18 protein-coding genes and 4 pseudogenes are annotated in these 20,960 nt (G+C 57.5%); 11 read left to right on the top strand and 11 right to left on the bottom strand.

Annotated elements, in window-relative coordinates:
- The first annotated feature begins 15 nt into the window (after positions 1-15).
- From copC to AB4O12_RS12315, 4 genes and pseudogenes are all read left to right on the top strand, one after another.
- The gene (gene copC, locus AB4O12_RS12300) at positions 16-390 is read left to right on the top strand and encodes a copper homeostasis periplasmic binding protein CopC (RefSeq protein WP_056791417.1); all 375 of its coding nucleotides are present in this window, start codon (positions 16-18) and stop codon (positions 388-390) included.
- A 3-nt stretch (positions 391-393) separates the two neighbouring features.
- Positions 394-1,263, top strand: coding sequence for a copper homeostasis membrane protein CopD (copD, locus tag AB4O12_RS12305; protein ID WP_323621292.1), 870 nt, complete (start codon positions 394-396; stop codon positions 1,261-1,263).
- Positions 1,264-1,321: 58 nt separating this feature from the next.
- Positions 1,322-2,107, top strand: a complete 786-nt coding sequence (locus AB4O12_RS12310) for a transporter substrate-binding domain-containing protein (protein WP_252886546.1) — start codon at positions 1,322-1,324, stop codon at positions 2,105-2,107.
- 99 nt (positions 2,108-2,206) lie between these two features.
- A pseudogene (locus tag AB4O12_RS12315) lies at positions 2,207-2,365 on the top strand (DUF6691 family protein); the annotation flags it as partial.
- Between the two features lie 58 nt (positions 2,366-2,423).
- On the opposite strand, the gene rimA reads toward AB4O12_RS12315, so the two are convergent.
- From rimA to AB4O12_RS12335, 4 genes and pseudogenes are all read right to left on the bottom strand, one after another.
- Positions 2,424-3,233 carry a S6 modification regulatory phosphodiesterase RimA gene (rimA, locus tag AB4O12_RS12320; RefSeq protein WP_460062144.1) on the bottom strand — a complete coding sequence of 270 codons (810 nt, stop codon included), beginning with the start codon at positions 3,231-3,233 and terminating at the stop codon, positions 2,424-2,426.
- Between the two features lie 141 nt (positions 3,234-3,374).
- Entirely contained in the window at positions 3,375-4,247 is an 873-nt protein-coding gene (locus AB4O12_RS12325; RefSeq protein WP_370695147.1) for a methyl-accepting chemotaxis protein, read from the bottom strand.
- Between the two features lie 33 nt (positions 4,248-4,280).
- A pseudogene (locus AB4O12_RS12330) lies at positions 4,281-5,309 on the bottom strand (methyl-accepting chemotaxis protein); the annotation flags it as partial.
- A gap of 421 nt (positions 5,310-5,730) precedes the next feature.
- A pseudogene (locus AB4O12_RS12335) lies at positions 5,731-5,867 on the bottom strand (Lrp/AsnC family transcriptional regulator); the annotation flags it as partial.
- A 266-nt stretch (positions 5,868-6,133) separates the two neighbouring features.
- Here AB4O12_RS12335 and dusA point away from each other — a divergent pair.
- Together dusA and AB4O12_RS12345 are read left to right on the top strand one after the other, a co-directional pair.
- On the top strand, positions 6,134-7,108 hold the full coding sequence (gene dusA, locus AB4O12_RS12340; protein ID WP_460062146.1) for a tRNA dihydrouridine(20/20a) synthase DusA: 975 nt from the start codon (positions 6,134-6,136) through the stop codon (positions 7,106-7,108).
- A 75-nt stretch (positions 7,109-7,183) separates the two neighbouring features.
- Positions 7,184-7,555: a DUF2388 domain-containing protein gene (locus AB4O12_RS12345; protein WP_460062148.1), complete on the top strand. Its 372-nt coding sequence runs from the start codon at positions 7,184-7,186 to the stop codon at positions 7,553-7,555.
- On the opposite strand, the gene AB4O12_RS12350 is transcribed toward AB4O12_RS12345, so the two are convergent.
- Positions 7,556-8,389, bottom strand: a complete 834-nt coding sequence (locus AB4O12_RS12350; protein WP_252876642.1) for an undecaprenyl-diphosphate phosphatase — start codon at positions 8,387-8,389, stop codon at positions 7,556-7,558.
- Positions 8,390-8,962: 573 nt separating this feature from the next.
- Between AB4O12_RS12350 and AB4O12_RS12355 the strand changes: the two genes are divergently transcribed.
- From AB4O12_RS12355 to AB4O12_RS12365, 3 genes are all read left to right on the top strand, one after another.
- Complete coding sequence (locus AB4O12_RS12355; RefSeq protein ID WP_095182403.1) at positions 8,963-9,703, top strand: winged helix-turn-helix domain-containing protein; 741 nt, start codon at positions 8,963-8,965, stop codon at positions 9,701-9,703.
- A gap of 277 nt (positions 9,704-9,980) precedes the next feature.
- Entirely contained in the window at positions 9,981-10,640 is a 660-nt protein-coding gene (locus AB4O12_RS12360; protein WP_460062151.1) for a winged helix-turn-helix domain-containing protein, read from the top strand.
- Between the two features lie 390 nt (positions 10,641-11,030).
- Positions 11,031-12,425 (top strand): undecaprenyl-phosphate glucose phosphotransferase, encoded by a 1,395-nt coding sequence (locus AB4O12_RS12365; protein WP_016775452.1) that lies wholly within the window; start codon positions 11,031-11,033, stop codon positions 12,423-12,425.
- 591 nt (positions 12,426-13,016) lie between these two features.
- Here AB4O12_RS12365 and AB4O12_RS12370 read toward each other — a convergent pair.
- From AB4O12_RS12370 to galE, 6 genes and pseudogenes are all read right to left on the bottom strand, one after another.
- On the bottom strand, positions 13,017-15,095 hold the full coding sequence (locus AB4O12_RS12370; RefSeq protein ID WP_460062155.1) for a YjbH domain-containing protein: 2,079 nt from the start codon (positions 15,093-15,095) through the stop codon (positions 13,017-13,019).
- Positions 15,092-15,853 (bottom strand): capsule biosynthesis GfcC family protein, encoded by a 762-nt coding sequence (locus AB4O12_RS12375; protein WP_256810652.1) that lies wholly within the window; start codon positions 15,851-15,853, stop codon positions 15,092-15,094. Before AB4O12_RS12375 ends, AB4O12_RS12370 begins: the two co-directional genes overlap by 4 nt.
- Positions 15,850-16,514, bottom strand: a pseudogene (locus tag AB4O12_RS12380) (YjbF family lipoprotein). Before AB4O12_RS12380 ends, AB4O12_RS12375 begins: the two are co-directional and overlap by 4 nt.
- A gap of 12 nt (positions 16,515-16,526) precedes the next feature.
- Complete coding sequence (locus tag AB4O12_RS12385) at positions 16,527-17,642, bottom strand: polysaccharide biosynthesis/export family protein (protein ID WP_460062157.1); 1,116 nt, start codon at positions 17,640-17,642, stop codon at positions 16,527-16,529.
- A gap of 91 nt (positions 17,643-17,733) precedes the next feature.
- Entirely contained in the window at positions 17,734-17,970 is a 237-nt protein-coding gene (locus tag AB4O12_RS12390) for a hypothetical protein (RefSeq protein ID WP_016775457.1), read from the bottom strand.
- 230 nt (positions 17,971-18,200) lie between these two features.
- The gene (gene galE, locus AB4O12_RS12395) at positions 18,201-19,217 is read right to left on the bottom strand and encodes a UDP-glucose 4-epimerase GalE (RefSeq protein WP_460062161.1); all 1,017 of its coding nucleotides are present in this window, start codon (positions 19,215-19,217) and stop codon (positions 18,201-18,203) included.
- A 387-nt stretch (positions 19,218-19,604) separates the two neighbouring features.
- Between galE and galU the strand changes: the two genes are divergently transcribed.
- On the top strand, positions 19,605-20,438 hold the full coding sequence (gene galU, locus AB4O12_RS12400) for a UTP--glucose-1-phosphate uridylyltransferase GalU (protein ID WP_041477294.1): 834 nt from the start codon (positions 19,605-19,607) through the stop codon (positions 20,436-20,438).
- A 31-nt stretch (positions 20,439-20,469) separates the two neighbouring features.
- Positions 20,470-20,883, top strand: coding sequence for a mannose-1-phosphate guanylyltransferase (locus AB4O12_RS12405; protein WP_016770593.1), 414 nt, complete (start codon positions 20,470-20,472; stop codon positions 20,881-20,883).
- The last annotated feature ends 77 nt before the right edge of the window (positions 20,884-20,960 follow it).

A 20,960-nucleotide genomic window follows, 5' to 3' on the forward strand; every position in this document is an offset into this window, starting at 1 on the left:
AATCGGAGACCTTGCATGCGCACATTAACCCTGCCCCTGATATTCGCCAGCGGATTGCTCCTGAGCACCCTCGCCCAGGCCCATCCGAAACTGCTTTCGTCAACGCCAGCCGAAGGCGCGGAAGGCGCCGCGCCGGGCAGGATCGAGCTGCACTTTTCCGAGAACCTGGTCACGCAATTCTCCGGGGCCAAACTGGTAATGACCGAAATGGGTGGCATGGCTCACTCGCCGATGCCGATGAAAGCCAAAGTCAGCGCCAGCAGCGATCCGAAAACCATGCTGATCACCCCGCTCGCCCCGCTGCCTGCCGGCACCTATCAGGTGCAGTGGCGCGCGGTGTCCGCAGACACGCACCCGATCACCGGTAACGTCACGTTCAAAGTGAAGTGAACAATGGCGGACCTGCTCAACATCATCCTGCGGTTCGCCTTGTATGTGGATTTGCTGCTGTTGTTCGGGCTGGCGTTGTTTGGCTTGTACAGCTTTAACACGTTGCTGCAGTTCCGTCGGTTATTGCGGGGCATGGCAGTGACAGGGGCATTGCTGTCAGTGGCCGGGCTGGTGCTGATGACCCGCGCCATGAGTGGCGAAACACAGCTCGCGGCGTTGTGGCCGCACCTGCAGATGATGGTGTTGGAAACGGACGTCGGCCTGGCGTGGGCACTGCGGATGACAGCGCTGGCCATCGTGGTGATCCGGCCGGGTCTGTGGCCAGCGTCGTTGGCAGGCGCCATTGCTCTCGCTTCGCTGGCGTGGAGCGGGCATGGCGCGATGGACGAAGGATGGCTGCGGTTCTGGCACTTTCTCAGCGACATCTTGCACTTGCTTGCGGCGGGAGCGTGGTTGGGTGCCTTGCTGGCGCTGGTGTTGATGGTGAGCGGGCGGATCGGTGATACACGCCTTCGCTTGATAGCCGATGCAGTGAAACGCTTCGAATGGGTGGGCGCTGTGATCGTGCTGACGGTGTCGGTCACCGGCGTGATGAATTATCTTTTCATCGTCGGCCCAAGGCTCGACGGAGTGCTGTTCGGCACTTACGGGCTGCTGCTGGCGATCAAGGTGCTGGCGTTCGCCGTGATGCTGGTGCTGGCTGCGTTGAACCGCTTTCATCTTGGACCGTCACTGCAACGATCGCTGCGCGACGGCCAGCACCTCATCGCCGCGAACGCGCTGCGGCGCAGTGTGGTGATGGAGCTGGCCCTTGCCCTGTTGATCGTGGCGCTGGTGGCGTGGCTCGGCACATTGAGTCCGGACCCGGGATGACACCCGTGGAAGGCTTTCACTACACTGGGCCACCTTCCCTTTCAGAAGCCCGATCTCAATGACAACACTAAAAAGCACGATGATCCTCGGCGGCCTGCTGACCCTGGCGACTGGCGCTCACGCCGACCCGGCCTCGTCTCACCTCGACAGCATTCAGCAACAAGGCCAGTTGCGCGTCTGCACCACCGGCGACTACAAGCCCTACACCTTCAAGCGCAGCGACGGCGACTTCGAAGGCATCGACATCAGCATGGCCCGCTCCCTGGCCGACAGTCTCGGCGTCAAGGTGCAATGGGTGCAGACCACCTGGAAAAACCTGATGCCCGACATGCAGGCCGGCAAATGCGACATTGGCATGGGGGGCATCTCGGTCACATTGGAACGGCAGAAAAAAGCCTACTTCAGCAACACCCTCGATACCGACGGCAAAATCCCGCTGGTGCGCTGCGCCGACCAGTCCAAATACCAGACCATCGACCAGATCAACCAGCCCAACGTGCGCCTGGTGGAACCTGCCGGCGGCACCAACGAAGCCTTCGTCCACGCCTTCCTGCCCAAAGCGCAACTGGCCCTGCACGACAACGTGACGATCTTCCAGCAACTGCTCGACAACAAAGCCGACGTGATGATCACCGACGCCTCGGAAGCGCTGTATCAGCAGAAACTCAAACCGGGGTTGTGCGCAGTGAATCCGCATAAGTACATGCAGTACGGGGAGAAGGCTTACTTGCTGCCGCGTGATGACATGAGTTGGAAAGTGTATGTCGATCAGTGGCTGCATTTGAGCAAGGTCACTGGCAAGTATCAGCAGACGTTGAGTGAGTGGATAGCGGTGCCGCAATAAGCCACTGAACCCGGCCACCGCGCGCGTTGAGGGAACGGTTCGCTCAATGCACGCGGTGTTGGGAATCTGAACGTGCTCAAACTGAATGCATTCCTGGCCGGCCTGCTGTTCGGCGTCGGTTTGGGGATAGCCGGCATCTGCCCCGGCCCGGCGGTGACCATCCTGTTGACGGGCCACTGGCAGGCAATCGTTTTCGTATTGGCGATGCTCGCAGGCATGGGCCTATTTACGTTGCTGGAAACCCGACGCACCCCGTGACCGCAGAACAACCGGCATTCAGGCGCATGGCACTCACGGCAGCCAGTGTTGGTGGCTGTCAATGTTTTGCATAAGAGCGCGGATTGGATGATCTCCCCAGCCACGCACTCGTCGAGATCTGCGCCAACGATTTGAACGAGGGCCTGGCGAACCAGTAGCCTTGCATCAGGTAAATGCCGCAATCGGCGAGAAAGTCTCTTTCCTCGGCACTTTCTATGCCCTCAGCGATCACTTCCACGCCCAGCTCTCTGCACATGTTCACCACGTTGCGCACGATCGTCTGGCGTACGCGGTCACGGTGAATATTGCGGATCAGCGCCATATCCAGCTTGATCAGGTCCGGTTGAAAATCCGCCAACAAGTTAAGGCCGGAATAGCCTGCGCCAAAGTCGTCGATGGCCGTCTTGAAACCAAACTCACGATACTCACGCAAGATATTCATCAAGTGTTTGTTGCTTTCGACGTGCTCGCCTTCCACAGCCTCGAAGATCAGCCGCTCCAGCGGAAAGCCGTATGTGCGCGCCGCTTCCAGCGTGCTGCGAATACACATCTCCGGCCGGTAAACGGCATTCGGCAGAAAGTTGATCGACAGGTACTGCGTCATGCCCAAGTCAGCCGCCGTGGAAATCGCCCGCACTCGACACAGTTGATCGAATCGATAACGGTTCTGATCGTCCACCTGCTCCAGGACAGACAAGGCGCCTTCACCGTTTACGCCGCGAACCAACGCTTCATGGGCAAACGTCGTTTGATCGCGCAGATCCACAATGGGCTGGAAAGCGAAGGCGAAATCCATCTCTGGCACACCTTTGTTCCTACAGCCCTGGCAGCCACCGGGAGACGCGAATGATTTTGGAAAGTCGGTCATGAACCACCTGATGACGGCGTGCAACCTTCCATGGCGATAAATAAAACAGCTGCTGGCCTTAGTTATCTGCAAACAAGGCAATAACTGTAGCCCTGCGGCGCCTGAATAGTTGAAGGCACCGCGTGCGCCAAGTTGAAAAGATCAGGTGCGGAAATGCGCGGTCATTCGCTGCAGGTCCTGCCCCAGGGACGCCAATTCGATCGTCGCCGCCGCACTTTCTTCGCTGGCGACAGCCGACTGGTCAGCCACATCACGCACACTGACAATGCTGCGGTTGATTTCGTCGGCCACGGCACTTTGCTGCTCGGCGGCGGCCGAGATCTGCAGACTCATCTCCTGGATCGTACCGATGGACTGATTGATCTCGGTAATCGCCAATTCGGCCTTCTGCGCCAGTACCACCGTATCGAGGGTGCGCTCGCGGCTTGAGGTCATCAGCGTCGCGGCCGCTTGCGTGCCTTGTTGCAGGGTGACGATCAGCGCTTCGATTTCCTTGGTCGAGTCCTGCGTGCGCTGTGCCAGCGAGCGCACTTCGTCTGCTACCACAGCAAAACCACGACCCTGCTCACCCGCCCGCGCGGCTTCGATAGCGGCGTTCAACGCGAGCAGGTTGGTCTGCTCGGCGACGGCTTTGATCACATCGATGACTTTGCCGATCTGCTCGCTGTCCTGAGTCAGCACATTCATCGCACCGCCCAACTCTTCAATGGCCATGGCAAGTTCGCTGATCTGCACCGTCGCCTGCTTGACCACCGTGCTGCCGTGGCGCGCCTGCTGATCGGCGAGGGTCGCGGCAGCGGAGGCATCGGTGGTGTTACGCGCAACTTCCTGCACCGTCGAAGCCATTTCGTGCATCGCCGTGGCAACTTGATCCACTTCACTTTTTTGCTGACGTACACCTGCGCTGGTCTGCTCGCTCATGGCCGAGAGCTTTTCCGCAGAGGTGGAAATCTGCGTGACGCCATTGCCGATACCTTGCACCAGCGTGTTCAGGTTCTGCGCCATCTCCTGCATCGCATTTTGCAGATCGCCCAACTCATCTTTGCGCGCAGACCTGGCCTGGACCGTCAGGTCGCCTTTGGCAATCCGTCGTGCCAGATCAACCGTCAGCGCTAGCGGCGCAGTGATCTGGCGCGAGATAACCACCGAAGCCAACAGCCCGATCACCAGCGCCAACGCAGTCAATACCGCCATCTGAATAAAAGCCGAATGCTGATCCTCATGCGCAAGGCGCTGCTGGGTGTCCATCAGGCCACTCATGATCTTGTCCATCGCCTTGCTTTCCTGGTCGACCTGCTCGCGCATGTTCTGCTTCTGCTCAAACAGCCCGGCCACTTCCACCAATACTTCGCGATAACGCCGCATGCCGGAGTGGGCTTCTTCCAGTTGGCTCGACAGCGCCGTCGGCAGGCTGGTGCGCGCCTTGCTGATATCACTCAAGAAGCTATCGATGGTTTCCATCAGCAGTTTTTTGTTCACGTCGTTGGGCACCGCGATGTAACGACGCAACATCAGGCGAAAAGTGGTCATGCCATTGCGCAAATCGGCCACCGTGCGCAGCTCCCGAACGCGTTCACCATCGGCAGACGCCAAGGCACTGGTCGTGGTGCCTTCAAGCATGCCGGCAAAAGTTTGCGCGTACTTGTCCGACAGCGCCGTCAGCGGTTTCAGCGCATCGGTGGTCGACTGATCGGCAGCGATCAGCCGTTTGACCTTCTGGTCGTAGGCAACAATCGTGGTTTGCAAAGCCTTCAAGGCTTGCTGGTTTTCAGCGCGGGTCAGTGTATCCAGCGCCTTGCCCACAAGGCCCTGCAAGACATTCAACTGCGCGTTATAGGACTCGGCGAAGGCTGCGTCAGCGGCGGCTTCGTACTGTTTCTCGGACAGACGCATATTTTGCGTAGCGTCATTCAACGTGCCGATCAGACGCGTCGTACTCAAGCGATCAACCAGCACGCTGTTGCTGTTATAGCCAATGAAGGCAACCGCCAAAACGGCCAGCAGAAGAATGCCGAAGCCGGTTCCCAGCTTGCGGGAAACTTTGATGTCACCGAGGAAATTCGATGCTACTGCCATATTCAGCCTCAAACGTCCTGACGCGAAACGCCAGGCACAAAAAAATTGATCTCCGGTAACCACAGTCACCGTCCAGACATTCGGGGGTCGTCATCCAGGGCGTAGTACGGGACGCTCCAGCGGTCCCTGAAATGCAAATGCCGATGCTGTTGAAGCGTCGAAAACAACCCGACGCGAGCACCGGCAGACAAACCCATCACGTCGCAACAGAGCATATGCAGGCTGGATTTATCGTTTCAGCAAAGGTGTCTGGAGGGATGCTATTAATTTTGGGAAAACTTGTACAACTTTATATTTTTGTATAATCGTTGAACTTTTTGAGCGGCGTGATGACGCATTGCCATCATGATTTGTGGCACATCGCTATCGGCGTGAAACGGGGGCTGAAAATGCGCATTCAAACGCTTGGCGACTCAATCCTTTACCAGGTGGGAATGGCAATACGCCTACCGGTCGTGGCCTCGCGCAAGCACGGGACTCAATAGAGGCAATCCCCATCTGACGCCGGAGCACCTGCTCGATGAAGTTGCTGGAGCTATCAAGATCCTCTGCCAGCAATCCAGATCGCGTAGTCCGTTTCCGGGGCGAAAATGTGGCTGTCTTGGTAGACTTGCACTCCATTCCGCCGGATGCGGTGTAGCGCATGCTGCCATCCGCCAGTTTTCATGTCCTGACAGCTGCCATAAACGAAAGTGGTACGCATTGGCTTCGAATTGGTACATCGTACCAACCAGATGCTGAACACCCTTGAAAACGCCCAAAAGCACGCCGAAAACACGTTGAGTAAAATGGTCCAGAATCAGAGCTTCAGCCCAGTAAAATCCATGCCTGAGCCGTCTCGCCGCTTCAGTGTGGCACCCATGATGGATTGGACGGACCGCCATTGCCGTTTCTTCCTACGCCTCCTGTCGAAGAACGCCCTGCTCTACACCGAAATGGTCACCACCGGCGCTCTGCTCAACGGCGATCACGAACGTTTCCTGCGTCACAACGAAGCCGAGCACCCGCTGGCGTTGCAGCTCGGTGGTAGTGTTCCGCTCGATCTCGCCGCCTGCGCGCGCATGGCTCAGGAACACGGTTACGACGAGGTAAACCTGAACGTCGGCTGCCCGAGCGATCGTGTGCAAAACAACATGATCGGCGCCTGCCTGATGGGGCATCCGCAGTTGGTGGCGGATTGTGTGAAGGCGATGCGTGATGCGGTGTCGATTCCGGTAACGGTGAAGCATCGCATCGGGATCAACGGTCGGGACAGTTACGCTGAGCTGTGTGATTTCGTCGGTACTGTGCGGGATGCCGGCTGCACGAGTTTTACCGTGCATGCGCGGATTGCGATTCTGGAGGGGTTGTCGCCGAAGGAGAATCGTGACATTCCGCCGTTGCGCTATGACGTCGCGGCGCAGCTGAAGGCGGATTTTCCGGAGCTGGAGATTGTGCTGAATGGCGGGATCAAGACCATGGAGGCCTGCCATGAGCATCTGCAGACGTTCGATGGCGTGATGTTGGGGCGTGAGGCTTATCACAATCCGTATTTGCTGGCGGAGGTCGATCAGCAACTGTTCGGCAGTACCGCGCCGGTGATCAGTCGGGCTGAGGCGTTGGCGCAGTTGCGGCCGTATATCGCCGAACATCTGCTGGCCGGTGGGGCGATGCATCACATCACTCGGCATGTGCTGGGCCTGGGCACCGGTTTCCCCGGGGCGCGGAAATTCCGTCAGTTGTTGTCGGTGGATATTCACAAGGCCAAGGATCCGCTGGCGTTGCTGGATCAGGCGGCTGAGTTGCTTGAAGGTCGTTGATTGATGGATTGAGCGTGCGGGCGACGCATGAGCGTTGCCCGGTGTTTTGATGTACTGACAGGATGTCTTTCGTTTATGCCCGCGTTTACTTGTTCAGGTTTCAAGCGTTTCACCCTCCTCGCTTTGTTCAGCTTCACCTCCAACGTTTATGCGCACTGCGATGGCTTTTGCATGGGCCGTACCGATACGCCGTGGGAGGTGACGCAGCTTTCCGGCTTCACTTTGGTGTCTTTGATCCTCGCACCTATTTCGTCTAGCCAGGAAACGACCGACAGTCACAAGCGTGTTTACTCCGCCGAGGAGCAAGAAGACGCGCGACTCTATCTGGCCAGCGACGGCATGCTGCAGGCCGCATATTTCACCTCGGCCTTGCAGCGCTTTCGTCAGGAGTCGGCGGATTCGACGTTAAACGATCTCGCCGTGGCGGCGTTGATCAGCGCTCAGTGATCAGGCGGCCGCTGCGGCGGTCCAGTTGACCCAGCCAAACAGCCACGTCGCCAGAATCAACAAACCAAACGCGATCCGATACCAGGCGAACGCGGCATAGCTGTGGTTGGCGATAAATTTGAGCAGGCCACGCACTGCGATCATCGCGAAGATGAAGGCGGTGACGAAGCCGAGGGCGAAGACAGGCAGGTCGTTGGGTTGGAACAGGTCGCGGTATTTGTAGCCGGAGTACACGGCAGCGCCAACCATGGTCGGCATGGCGAGGAAGAACGAGAACTCGGTGGCGGCTTTGCGCGAGAGGCCGAAGAGCAGACCGCCGATGATGGTCGAGCCGGAGCGTGAGGTGCCGGGAATCATCGCCAGGCACTGTACGAAACCGACCTTCAACGCGTGAGACCAGCGCATGTCGTCGACATGTTCGACGCTGACTACATGGCTGCGCTGTTCGGCCCATAACATGACGATGCCGCCGACAACCAGGGCGACGGCAACGGTGATCGGGTTGAACAGGTATTCATGAATCGCGTCGGCGAATAACACGCCGAGGATAACGGCCGGGAAAAACGCGATCAGCAGATTAAGGGTGAAACGTTGCGCGTTGCGCTCGGTGGGCAGGCCTTTGACGATATCGAAGATCTTCGGACGAAACTCCCAGACCACAGCAAGAATGGCCCCCAGTTGAATAATGATGTTGAACGCCATCGCGCGTTCGCCGCCAAACTCGAGCAGGTCGGCGACAATAATCTGGTGGCCGGTACTCGAGATGGGCAAAAACTCGGTCAGGCCTTCAACCGCGCCTAATATCAATACCTGGAAAAGGGTCCAGAAATCCATTAATCCTCCGTCAGAGCACTCAGGGTGAGCGACCAGTCAATAACACTCAGGGGTTGAGTATCCGAGTTACACAATTGGCGCATATGAAGATCTAAAGAGATCGCAGCCTTCGACAGCTCCTACATGTGGAATGCATTTCCATGTAGAAGCTGCCGAAGGCCGCGATCCTTTGATTTCGAAGAATAGATTTAACGGACTGCCACACTCAAGTCATGTTAGTAATCGTCGGCCGACGAACTAAACTGAAAAAATTTACATCTATTACTAAAAATATTTCAGTTCAGATATGAAGTGTGATCAACTTCACACATTGTTGGCATGGCCAATCAATGGCAAAAGGACATAGACAAAGCCATCGCCATAAGCTCAAAATAGTGGCACCATTGCATATAGCCATCACTTATCCATTAGTTCACAAGCCCGAGAAAATCAACTAAAAGCCTGAAAAGCTTAGTTATTGTTAGAAAACTCGGGAGACACGTCTAAAATCCGCGTAAATGTTACCAATTGTCAGTCACAGATGAGAACCGGTGCTTTAACATCCCGATGTCAGCACCTAATTCGAGTCAACGCATGATGCTCTCAGGGAACTTGGCGACGAGAAGTCCGCGCCCGACAAATGATGAATCCGGTGTTCTTGCGCTGGGTCGTACACTGGGTGTGGCTGATCATTTGAGATCGCTGATCGCAAAGCACGTGCAGCCCGATATGACTCTGGAAACAGGTGCTTTCACTAGTTCATATAAGCAGCACGGTTACATCGGTTCCTACCGCGCCATTTTCGTCATCATCGATAATCCACAAGCCATCGAAGAAAATCTGGCCCTGGTGCAGAACCTGCGCGATGACAACTTGAAGCCGCTTATTTGCGCAATTGTCACCGGCCGCGGTGCCGTCAACAAGATCAAGTATTTTCTCGCCGGGGCGGATGCCTGTATCAAGCTCAACACATTGAGCGATGACAGCGAAGACTTGCTCGCGGAGTTCTTCAACAGCGAAGACTGGCAACGAGATATCAATCTCACGCTTGATCCGACGCGGATCTGCCTGATGGACAGTCGGCGCAAACTAGATATCTCTTTCGCCGAGATGAAGATCCTCGAGGCCTTTGCGCACACCGGCAATCACATTCTGAGTCATGATGAAATCGCCAGCATCATGGGCCTCAACAGCAATTTCTACGATCCTCGGGCACTGGAAAAATCAATCAGTCGCTTGCGTGGAAAAATCAAGGACATGTATGGTACAAACGCGATTCAGAGCATCCGCGGCTACGGCTATCGCCTGATGCGGGGCCTGATATCGACTGCCTGAGTCTCGGGCAGTCTTCCCTTTTGCATACGTACGAAGGATCGTCTGATGCAGCCATATCGTTCCAATTGCGCCTCATACTTATTAAAACTCAAGCACTTGAATGAGCACGGCATCACGCCACATAACAATAAAACTCCATAACATAGCAGCAGATCGAGTGGAATTTATCGATGGCCATTTTCGGCCAGAACCCTGCCTACGATTACTTCCGAGGAAGTCATTGCTCGCCTGCCGATTTATCTTTTAGCCAATTTTGGTGTGTATTTAGGAGAGAGACATGGAAACGAGTACAACCCTCCCCAGAAAATATTTTGTTGTTGTGACGCACAGCACAACGTCGCAACGTGAACTGGAAAGCATCTTGTCCAGTGAGCGTTTCAATTCGTTTGGCACGTCGCAGGCACAAATGTTTGTTGAAGGTGTTGCTTCGCCCTCTTCCGCCCCGATGGTCATGGAGTTCAGTTACCCAAGCCTCAGCCGAAAGAATGTTGCGCGCAGTATCGAGCATGATACTCAACGCATACTGGCCACTCTCGAAAATGAATGGCGAGCCGCGCAGACAGACAATCCGTTTCAAAGCTTCCCGACCCGCAGTGCAGAACGCGCTCATATCTCCAATGTCAGCGAGAGCACTGAGCCTTGCAGCGACACTTGGCATCTTGACGATGAACAAGGTGTTCTACTCAAGGACAATGTTGCGATCAGCCTGACTGGCCTGGAAACCGCTCTGGTCAGAAAAATGCTGACCCATGAAGAGCGCGTGGTCAGTCGTGATGACTTGATCATCAGCATTGGCCGGGAACCCGAGCAATACCGTGGCCTGGAAATGTGCCTGAGTCGATTGCAGGATAAATTCAAGAACGCAAGTAATGGCGAGCGATTGTTCCGAGCCGTAAGAAATCGCGGATATTGCCTGATTCAAGAAGTCGTAGCGTAATCACCGGCGCCACTAAAACCGAGACAAACAGATATAAAGTGCGACTACAACAACAAGAAGAGCACTCTGTCTGGTTTTCCCTCCCTGATTCAATAAAAGCTTCCCTGCCTCCACCCTGCAACAGTAACAAATATCCCCTCGCCTTTTCATCCCCCGCTCTACGACCTTTTCTAACAGCCATCTATTTAATTATTAAAAAGTTGGCACTGTGCCATCTTGTTAGAACTCGTCAGACACCATTCCCGGCAATAACTTAGTCTATTGGCTGACGACAGTTCGGCTCTCGATGTTGTTACCTCAAGACACTCGCTAAAACAAAAACAATAAGTCTGCATAACAACTCGGCTTTCAACTGTTGAAACCTGAATGGACGTCTTTTGGGGATATCGTATGGATCTTTCTCTCAGTATTAATCGAAGCACGGGCCTCAAGGGACTGACCTTTTGGGGCCAATGGGCGCTGGCACAGGCTTTCGTTGTGACGCTGCTGTTCATCCTCGCTGAACAGCACACCGGCACCGTCGCGTTCTACTACCGAATGTGCGCCACCCTCGCCGTCCTGGCTTCGGTGCCGGCTTACACATTCAGCGGCGTTTATCGCAAACGCGACAACTACCTGACCGGCCTCGGCCGCTTGTTCATGGGCTGGTCGATGACCATGGCCGCGCTGGCGTGCATCGCGTTTGTCTGCCAGGCCGATGAGCTGTTTTCACGTCAGGTGATTCTGAGCTGGGCGGTGTACGGTTTCCTCGGTCAGGCGTTCCTCTACGCGCCGCTGCATGCATTTTCCAAGTACTACCAGCGTTCGCGTAAAAGCGAACACCGGACGCTGATTGTCGGCACCGGCGAACTGGCGTTGGGCCTGGCGAAAAAGCTGAGCCAACTGGAAAACCTGCCGCTGATTGGCTTGGTCAGCAACGGTGACAAACCGGTCCTCGCTTCCGACGCACCGCGTGTCGTTGGTGCTCAGGACGAGTTGCTTGAGCTGATCGAGGCCCACGACATCCGTCGTTTGTACATCACCCTGCCCCTGTGCGAAGCCGCGAAAATCGAAGCGATGTATGTCGATTTGCTCGGCGCCAACGTCGATGTGGTGTGGGTGCCGGACTTGAACAGCCTGACCCTGCTCAACCATTCGGTGAAAGTCGTGGACGGCCTGCCGGCGATTTACCTGAACGAAAGCCCGCTGACCAGCCGCCCGACCGCTGCTCTGAGCAAGAGTCTGGTTGAGAAAACCGTGGCGTTCCTGGCGATCATTGCGCTCAGTCCGCTGCTGTTGATCATCGCTCTGGCGGTGAAAATCAACTCGCCCGGCCCGGTGTTTTTCAAGCAGGACCGCCATGGCTGGAACGGCAAGGTGATCAAGGTCTGGAAATTCCGCTCGATGCGTGTCCACGATGACCGCGAAGTGAAACAGGCCAGCCGCAATGACTCGCGCATTACCGCAGTAGGCCGTTTTATCCGCCGCACTTCGCTGGACGAGTTGCCGCAGTTGTTCAACGTGTTGCAGGGGCACATGGCGCTGGTGGGGCCACGGCCGCATGCGGTGGCGCACAACAATTACTACTCGGGCAAGATTCTCGCTTACATGGCGCGTCACCGAATCAAACCGGGCATCACTGGCCTGGCACAGATCAGCGGCTGCCGGGGTGAGACCGACACCATCGACAAGATGCAGAAGCGTGTCGAGATCGACCTGCAGTACATCAACAGTTGGTCGTTGTGGCTGGATCTGAAGATCCTCGTGAAGACGCCGTTTACGTTGTTGTCGAAGGATATTTACTGAGGCTCAGCGCTGCAGATCACAAGGGGACGAAAGTCCCCTTTTTGTGGGCGGGATTTGAGTAACCAGTATCGATTACCGGTGCGCCCCCTGTGGGAGCGAGCCTGCTCGCGAAAGCGGTGTGTCAGGCGATGGCGATGTTGGATGTGCCGGACCATTCGCGAGCAGGCTCGCTCCCACAGGGATTCGAGTGATGACCAGGAGGTGTGGCGTGACGCCGATCAACTGTAGGAGTGAGCCTGCTCGCGATGGCGGTGGGTCAGTCAATGACGATGTCGGCTGACACGAAGCTATCGCGAGCAAGCTCGCTCCCACAGGGATTCGGGTGATGACCTGGATGTGTGGCGTGACGCCGATCAAGTGTAGGAGTGAGCCTGCTCGCGATAGCGTCGTGTCAGGCGATGGAGATGTTGGATGTGCCGGACCATCGCGAGCAGGCTCGCTCCCACAGGGATTCGGGTGATGACCTGGATGTGTGGCGTGACGCCGATCAACTGTGGGAGCGAGCCTGCTCGCGAAAGCGGTGTGTCAGGCACTGGAGATATTGGATGTGCCGGACCATTCGCGAGCAGGCTCGCTCCCACAGACCAGCGCCTACTCGGTAATCTTCTCGAAGTTGCGATAGAACATGTCCCCTTCCCGGCTATCCGTCATCGAGTGCAGTTGATAGCTGCGGCTCAGTCTGGCGCCGCCATCTCGGGTCAGTGGCGCCCAGACCAGGTTGGCGCGGCGCATGGTCGACATGCTCATCATTTCGTCGAACGGGATCGACAGATACAGGCCTTTGTCGAAACTACCTTCGCCATATTCCGCGCTGCTGGCCGTGGTGATGGTCGCCCAGGCTCCGACGCGCACGCCGTTGAAGAACTCACGGGAGATGTCCACGGTGGTTCCCCAGTCTCCGGCCAGATAGCGACCAACACTGACCGCCGCCAGCGTGTCGAACGGCAGATCGGTATAGCCGGTGATATGCCCGGTCACCACTGAGTAATCGCGCAAGGCAAAGCCCTGATCGAAATCACGCTGGCGCACCCAGTTCAGATCCGCGCCCAGCGACCAGCGTTCGCCGGTCGGGCGGAACAACACTTCCGCGCCAACGCCGGCAAACATCGACTCCAGATAGCCGCCGTACACCATGCCGTATAGGTCTTTATCCAACTGCTCGGCATGGCTGAGCTGGAACAACGGCATGGTCGTGTTTGACGTGGTCAGGTACTGGCGCAAATCCGTGCGCACGCGGGGCAATCCGCTCGGCGCGTCGTAGACGAATTTGTCGAAGTTGTTGACCAGATTGGCGCTGAGCAAACCGCTCCACCAGGTGTTGCGGTTGAAGCGATATTCAGCGTCCGCATCCGCACTGAATTGATAGAGCAAACCATCCGGGCCGCCGACGTTTTGCTTGAAGCCTAGACCCACGCCATAGCTGAAATGCTGCGGCGCTTCGGTGTAGAGGGTTGTCTCGTTGTGCGGCATCGCCGGGTTGATTTCGGTGGTGCGATGCAGCGACTCCAAGGGTTCTTCGTTGTTGATCACTTCACGGAAGGTCTGGCGTGGCAGGCTGGTTTCTTCCAGCGGCAAGTCATAGCGCTTGTTGACCACGGTGAACCAGTCGATGTCGTCGTTGACGCTGTTGTCGAGAATCCGGCTCGCGCGGCCAACGGCTTTGGACGAATGGAAATACCGCTGCTGCTCGCCGTAGACGATCAGTTCGGAATCGCGCTGACTGATGCGCTCGACCTTGTACCCGGCGTTCTGCTGCAAACGCCGCGACACATCGGCCCAGTTGACCTGTTCCATCGAGGTCGTCGGCGCCTTCGCCGGCAGCGGTTCGGGAGTCGGATCGTAAGTCTTGGCCGGCGCTTTGCGGCTGACGAAATTGGTGTGAAACGTCACGCCGAACATCGCCGTATTGCCCCGTTCCCAGGCAGCGCTCAGATCGATCGAATCGGTCACCTTGAACACCGCGCCAAGGTTGATCGGCGAGTCCTGTTTGATCTCGTTGTCCTTCGGCTCGTTCTTGTAGTCGTTGCCTTCGAATTCCAGCTTCAGGCTCAGCCGATCCCACGGCGTCTGGTAGCTCACGCCACCGAACAGTGAAGGCTTGCCGCGAAAGTACGAGCCGGAGTTGACGTCGCCGGTGCCTTCCAGCGCCGGTCGCGTATCGAAGCGATTGCTGACGTAGCCCAGCGGGTTGTCGAAGTCGCCGCGATTACCGATGTAGCCCCAGGCGATGCCGGCGCTGAAATCGAAATTGTCGAAGCGCTTGTTGGCGACGAAGAATTCGCTGGAGAACAAACCGGTACCACCAATATCTCGAAAGCCCAGCGCCACTTCCGGCGCCCAGTGGCTTTCCTGCCACAGGCGCACTTTGGCGTCGACCGCCTTGTCCTTGTAGCTTTGACTGCCGCTGAGGGCCTCCGAGCCGTAGGGCCGGTTGGTGATCGCGGTGTAGCGAAACGAACCTTCGAGCCAGTCCAGCGGCTGCAACGACACGCTGTAGCGGCTGTACGGGTCGGTGCGGTTGGCGTTGATGCTCAGCTCGCCGGCCGGGGCCATGCGCGCCGTCGGCGTCTGCAACAGACCGGTGCCACCGAAGTCATTCTGGGTGATGCGCGGCTCGGCGTGGGCCAGACCGCAGGGCAATAACAACACAGCTGCAAAACGTAACTTCAACGAACCACCTCGGCCAGCTGCGTGGCAATGAATTCGGCCAACTGCTGATTCAATTCAGGAAGAGGCGGATCAAGATCATCATTTTTTATCGGCACCAGAATCCTGCTGCCGGCCACCGGAAACTGCCCGCTCTCGCGATTCCAGTGCGCGATGCCGACGCGCCGCGACACGCCGTTGGGCTGGATCAGCCACAGGTAATCGGCCTCGGCATCGTCGAGAATCGAGCAGCCTTCCAGGTATTCGCGGGCCTCCTGCAATGGCTGGTACGGCAGGTGGCACGGCTCGGTGACCGCGCCCAACACCTGCACTTCATCAACCCGTTTCGGATAGATCAGCCGATCGCCGTCATCCAGACGAATGTTGCGCGCGAAGCCGACTTCCACCGCCACCGGATCGAGGTCAGCGATCTGCCGTCCGGTCACTGGCATTTGTCGAACCTCTTCGGCAATGCGCTGCGCCAGTGCCGCGCGGCTTGGCCGATCGAACAGCGTCGCCATGCGTTGCAGCACCTCGAGATCGAACAGCACGCCGACCTTGAGCCGCGTCTGTTCCTCGACCAGCGACTGGCGCAACAAGCCGCCCGCCAGCCAATAGCCTTCGGCATTGGGCACGGCTTCGCTGATCACATCGAACAGGCGTCCACCCGGCGGCAACGCGATCGGACCGGGATTGGCGACGTCGCCGGACACAGTGACGGCGGCCTGACTCGCCCCAGCGATCAGGAAAAGACCCGCCGCGATTAGGCTTAAGCGCTTCACGGCAGATGCCTGCGGTCAGAGTCAATTGCACCAGCTTCACGCGCAATTGCGAGGTCAGTTGTTGCTCGCTCTGCAGAATGAAACCGTCGCGCGGGTCGACCCAGTAACGGTTGGTCGCGCTGAGGCCGATGGCTGGCGCGTCAATCTGTTCATCGACGCGCAGCACCGAGTAAGCCTTGTCGAGAATCTCCAGGGTCTCGGTGGAACGGCGCGAAAAGCGGCTGTTGACGATCACGCCGACTTCCCGGCCCTTGTACAGATCGATCCAGCGCCGTGTGGTGAAACCGTCGACGACGTGATGCAGACCGTGCTTGAACGGCGAGTCATCGGCCAGCCGCGTGCCATCCAGATCACCTTGCAGGCCGAGGCCGATGCTGCGCACGGCGAGGCCATCGCGCAGCAGCAAAACCTGCTTGCCGGAGGCGACCCAGAATTGCAGGTCTTCGCGCTCGCGCACCAGCGCCAGCACGCCTGAGCCGGACGGTGTGGTCAGTTTCAGTTGCGGGTAGTTGACCCCGGCGACCTCAGCTGCTGTCACATCAACCTCGTCGGGGCCGACGACGGCGGCCTTGAGGTTGTTCAGCGATGCGCTCATCAGAGGATTGCAGCCGCACAGCAACGAGGCCGCCATCAGGCAGACGCCCACTTTCAATAGGTTCACAGTCGGGCGGCCTTATTTGCTGTTGTTGCTGTATTCGCTCCAGTTCTTCGCTGCCGAAGCCCCGGTGCCGACAATCGACGCCGACGGCACCAACTGGCTGATGAAACGGTTCCAGCGAGTGACGTTGGCCGGGCCGACGTAGACCACATCCTGTGGCCGCACCTGGAAGTGCGAAGCCAGCGCCATGGCGGTCGGTGATTCGGCTTCAAGCTGATAGATCTTCGCCGGCTCGACGTCGAGGTTTTCCACACCGCGAATGACATAGACCGCGTTGCCGTTGGAGCTGGTCTGACTCAGGCCACCGACCGAACCGAGCACGTCGGAAAGATTCATGGTCGCGGTCTTGAAGCTCAGCGCGCGCGGCTGGTTGACCTCGCCCATGACGTAGATGCGCTTGTTGTCGTTGTACGGCAGATACAGCTGATCGCCGCCCTTGAGGTAGACGTTCTGCAGTTCGGAATCCTGCTGATTGAGCGAGTCGAGATTGAGCGGATACACCCGCCCGTTGCGCGTCAGCAGCAGGCCCGACAAGTCGGCGTTATTGGTGTCGATGCCAGCGGAACCGAGGGCCTCGACCACGCTCAGCGGATTGGTCGAAATCGCTTGCGGGCCGGCCTTCGTGACGGCGCCGGTGACCACGACTTTCTGACTGGCAAAGCGCAATACTGCAACGTCGACCTGCGGCTCGGCGATGAATGCCGACAGGCGTTGTTCGATGTCCGCGCGCAGTTGCTGGATGGTCCGGCCGGCGGCCCGGACTTCCTTGATGAACGGGTAATACAGCGTGCCATCGGAGCGCACCAGTCGGCCGTTGGCATCAATCTGTTGTTGCGCGCCGGAGGGGGCAGTCAGCTCCGGGTGATCCCAGACGGTGATGTACAGCACGTCATTGTTGCCGATGCGATATTCCGCCGGCGTCACCAGCAGCTCCGTCGGCAGCGACTCACGCTTCTGCGTGGCGCGGTTCATGGCGATCAGCTTCGGGGTGATCGGAATCAGCTCGACCCGACTGCTTTCGCTGGCACCCTGGCGGGTGATATCGCTGGTGCTCAGGTACTGGCCGGGGGAAAACATGCAACCTTGCAAAGCGAGACTTGCCAACATTAAAAGATAAACACTACGAGTCATAATGGCACTACGCTATTCAAGGGCGAATCCAAAAAACAAAGTCACCCGACTTGCGTCGGGCGACTCTGTACTGCACTAACAAATGTTCCTGTTAGTTATGCGTGCCGGTTGTACCGGTGGTACCCGTCGTACCGGTGGTACCGCCGTTGGCACTGCCACCGCTGTTGGACGCCGCTACAGCACTGGCAACCATTGCAGTACTGGCCGCGGGCGCTTGCGAAGCCGCCACACTGCCACCTACATTGGTTACCGCTGTCAACGGCGCTTCAGCGGCGGCAGCCCAGTTGCTCAACATCGTCAACAGGGCAACTGCCATCACTTTTTTCATAACAACTCCTTTCTAACATTCGAACTGTTAAAAAACAGATCTGTGTCAGAGCTGGTAGCTTTCAAGTCCGCAAAGAGCGCGAACAAGATCCGTTGTTCTTTCACAGTCCTGTGTAACTGCTAAAGTCGAACGGCAGGTTTATATCTACGGACTTGCAAAAGGCATTGCCAGTGTAATTTCCCGACGTTATCTAACAACCTGACTGAAACTAACATCGGACTAAATGGCCATCACCCTGAATAACCATTGGGATGATTCGACTGCCAGCGCCAAGTGTCGGCAACCATGTCCTGCAAGTTGCGCGTGGCTTTCCAGCCGAGTTCTTTCGCCGCTTTCGAAGCATCGGCAAAACTCTGGGCGATATCACCGGCGCGGCGCGGCATCATCCGGTACGGCACCGGCCGCCCGCAGGCCTGTTCGAAGGCATGCAGCACTTGCAGCACGCTGTAGCCGTCGCCGGTGCCGAGGTTCCAGGTGTGAATGCCGGTGCGCTCGCTGATCGACTGCAACGCTTTCAAATGCCCATCCGCCAGATCGACGACATGAATGTAATCGCGCACGCCGGTGCCATCGGCGGTCGGGTAATCGTTACCGAAGATCGACAGCTCGCGCAGGCTGCCGACCGCAACCTGGCTGATATACGGCACCAGATTGTTCGGGATGCCGTTGGGGTCTTCGCCCATGTGCCCGCTGGCGTGAGCGCCGATCGGATTGAAATAGCGCAGCAGCGCGATACTCCAGCGCGGCTCGGCGAGGCTCAGGTCGCGCAGCACGTTCTCGACGATCAGCTTGGATTGGCCGTAGGGATTGGTCGGATTGCCCGTCGGAAAATCCTCGCGAATCGGCATCTCTTCGGGCTCGCCGTACACCGTTGCCGAGGAACTGAACACCAGCCGGAACACCCCCGCCGCCGCCATCGCCTGGCACAGGGTGATGCTGCCGCCGACGTTGGTTTCGTAGTATTCGAGCGGCTTGCGCACACTCTCGCCCACGGCTTTCAGCCCGGCGAAATGCAGCACGGCGTCGATCTGATGTTCGCGGAAAATACGATCCAGCAACGCGCGATCGCAGACGTCGCCGCGAATCATCCATGCACTTTTTCCGCAAATGGCCTCAACGGCGTGAAGTGCTGCGTCGCTGCTGTTACAAAGATTATCCAGAACGACAACTTCATAACCTGCTTCAAGCAATGCAAGTGTGGTATGCGAGCCGATATAGCCGGCACCACCCGTTACCAGAATCTTCATAGCGCGGTCCGTCATTGAATAAATACCCGGTAGCGTGTCAAGCCATGCCTGGTGGATATGCGGAGCAATTCACACAAACAGGGCGACAACAACCTCAAACAAATTTAGTTCAACCACTGGCAATAATTATTTTTGCCGGTCAAACTGTTTGACGGGTACTTATTAGCACTCCCTGGATACTTATCACTATCGACAGATACCGACTAAAAATAACTTACAACCAAGTAGTCGACATCTCATAACATTAGCGCTTTTTAACAGCACAACTAATTGCCAGCAACAACCTGACTCGGGTATTAAAGTAAGCCTTCAATAATCATTGAAACTTGCCGCCACTTTGTGGCGCGCAACCGTCGCCTGTGTTCCATGACTGTCCAGGATACTTTTATGATTCGTAAATGTTTGTTCCCCGCTGCCGGCTACGGCACGCGTTTCTTGCCGGCGACCAAAGCCATGCCGAAAGAGATGCTGCCGATCGTCAACAAGCCGTTGATCGAATACGCCGTTGAAGAAGCACGGGACGCCGGCCTGCAACACATGGCCATCGTCACCGGCCGGGGCAAGCGCGCGCTGGAAGACCACTTCGACATCAGCTACGAACTCGAGCACCAGATTCGCGGCACCGAGAAAGAGAAATTCCTCGCCGGCACCCGCGAGCTGATCGACACCTGCACCTTCTCCTACACCCGTCAGGTGGAAATGAAAGGCCTTGGGCATGCGATCCTCAGCGGCCGCCCATTGATTGGCGACGAGCCGTTTGCCGTGGTGCTGGCTGACGACCTGTGCCTGAACCTCGAAGGCGACGGCGTGCTGTCGCAGATGATCCAGCTGTACAGGAAATTCCGCTGCTCGATCGTCGCCATCCAGGAAGTCCCGGCCGACCAGACTCACAAGTACGGCGTGATTGCCGGTGAGCTGATTTCCGAGGGCATCTACCGGGTCAACAACATGGTGGAAAAACCGGCGCCGCAGGACGCGCCGTCGAACCTGGCGATCATCGGGCGCTACATCCTCACCCCGGACATCTTCGACCTGATTGCCGACACCGAACCGGGCAAGGGCGGCGAAATCCAGATCACCGACGCACTGATGAAACAGGCGCAGAACGGCTGCGTGCTGGCCTACAAATTCAAAGGCCTGCGCTTCGATTGCGGCGATGCCGAGGGTTACTTGCAGGCGACCAACTTCTGCTACGACAACGTGTACCTCAAGGGCCGCTGAGACGGCTCCCCACCACCAAAGGCAGGCAACCATGAACATTGCACAACATTCGACAGAGATTGAACGTGAGGTGGGCAACCTCGGGGTGATGAGCTGGTTGTCGCGCCATCAACCGCTGCCCAGCGCCAACGAGACCTGGCTGGGCACGATTCTGCTGGTGGAGCGGATCGGCGTGTTCCCTGCGTCCGGCGATATTCGCCGGCCGCTGCGTGATCCCTATCCGCTGCTCGCGCACCTGAAGGCGTTGTATGGCGAACAGGCGCTGGAAATGGATGACCGCGATGGCCTGAAAGTGATCTTCAGCGACTGGCGTTTTCGCGTGCGCATCTGCTGCAATGATCCGGCGATCATCATTAACGTCGAGACGCGCTGTGATGCGCGGTTGATGCCGCGCAAGCTTGACGAACTGCTGGGGCTCATCGACGCCTTCAAGCACGACGCCTGATCACCCGGGCTTCACGCCGATCCATTGTGGGAGCGAGCCTGCTCGCGAAAGCGGCGGCACAGTCAGCATTGATCGTT

The organism is Pseudomonas sp. S2_A05 (assembly GCF_054668485.1).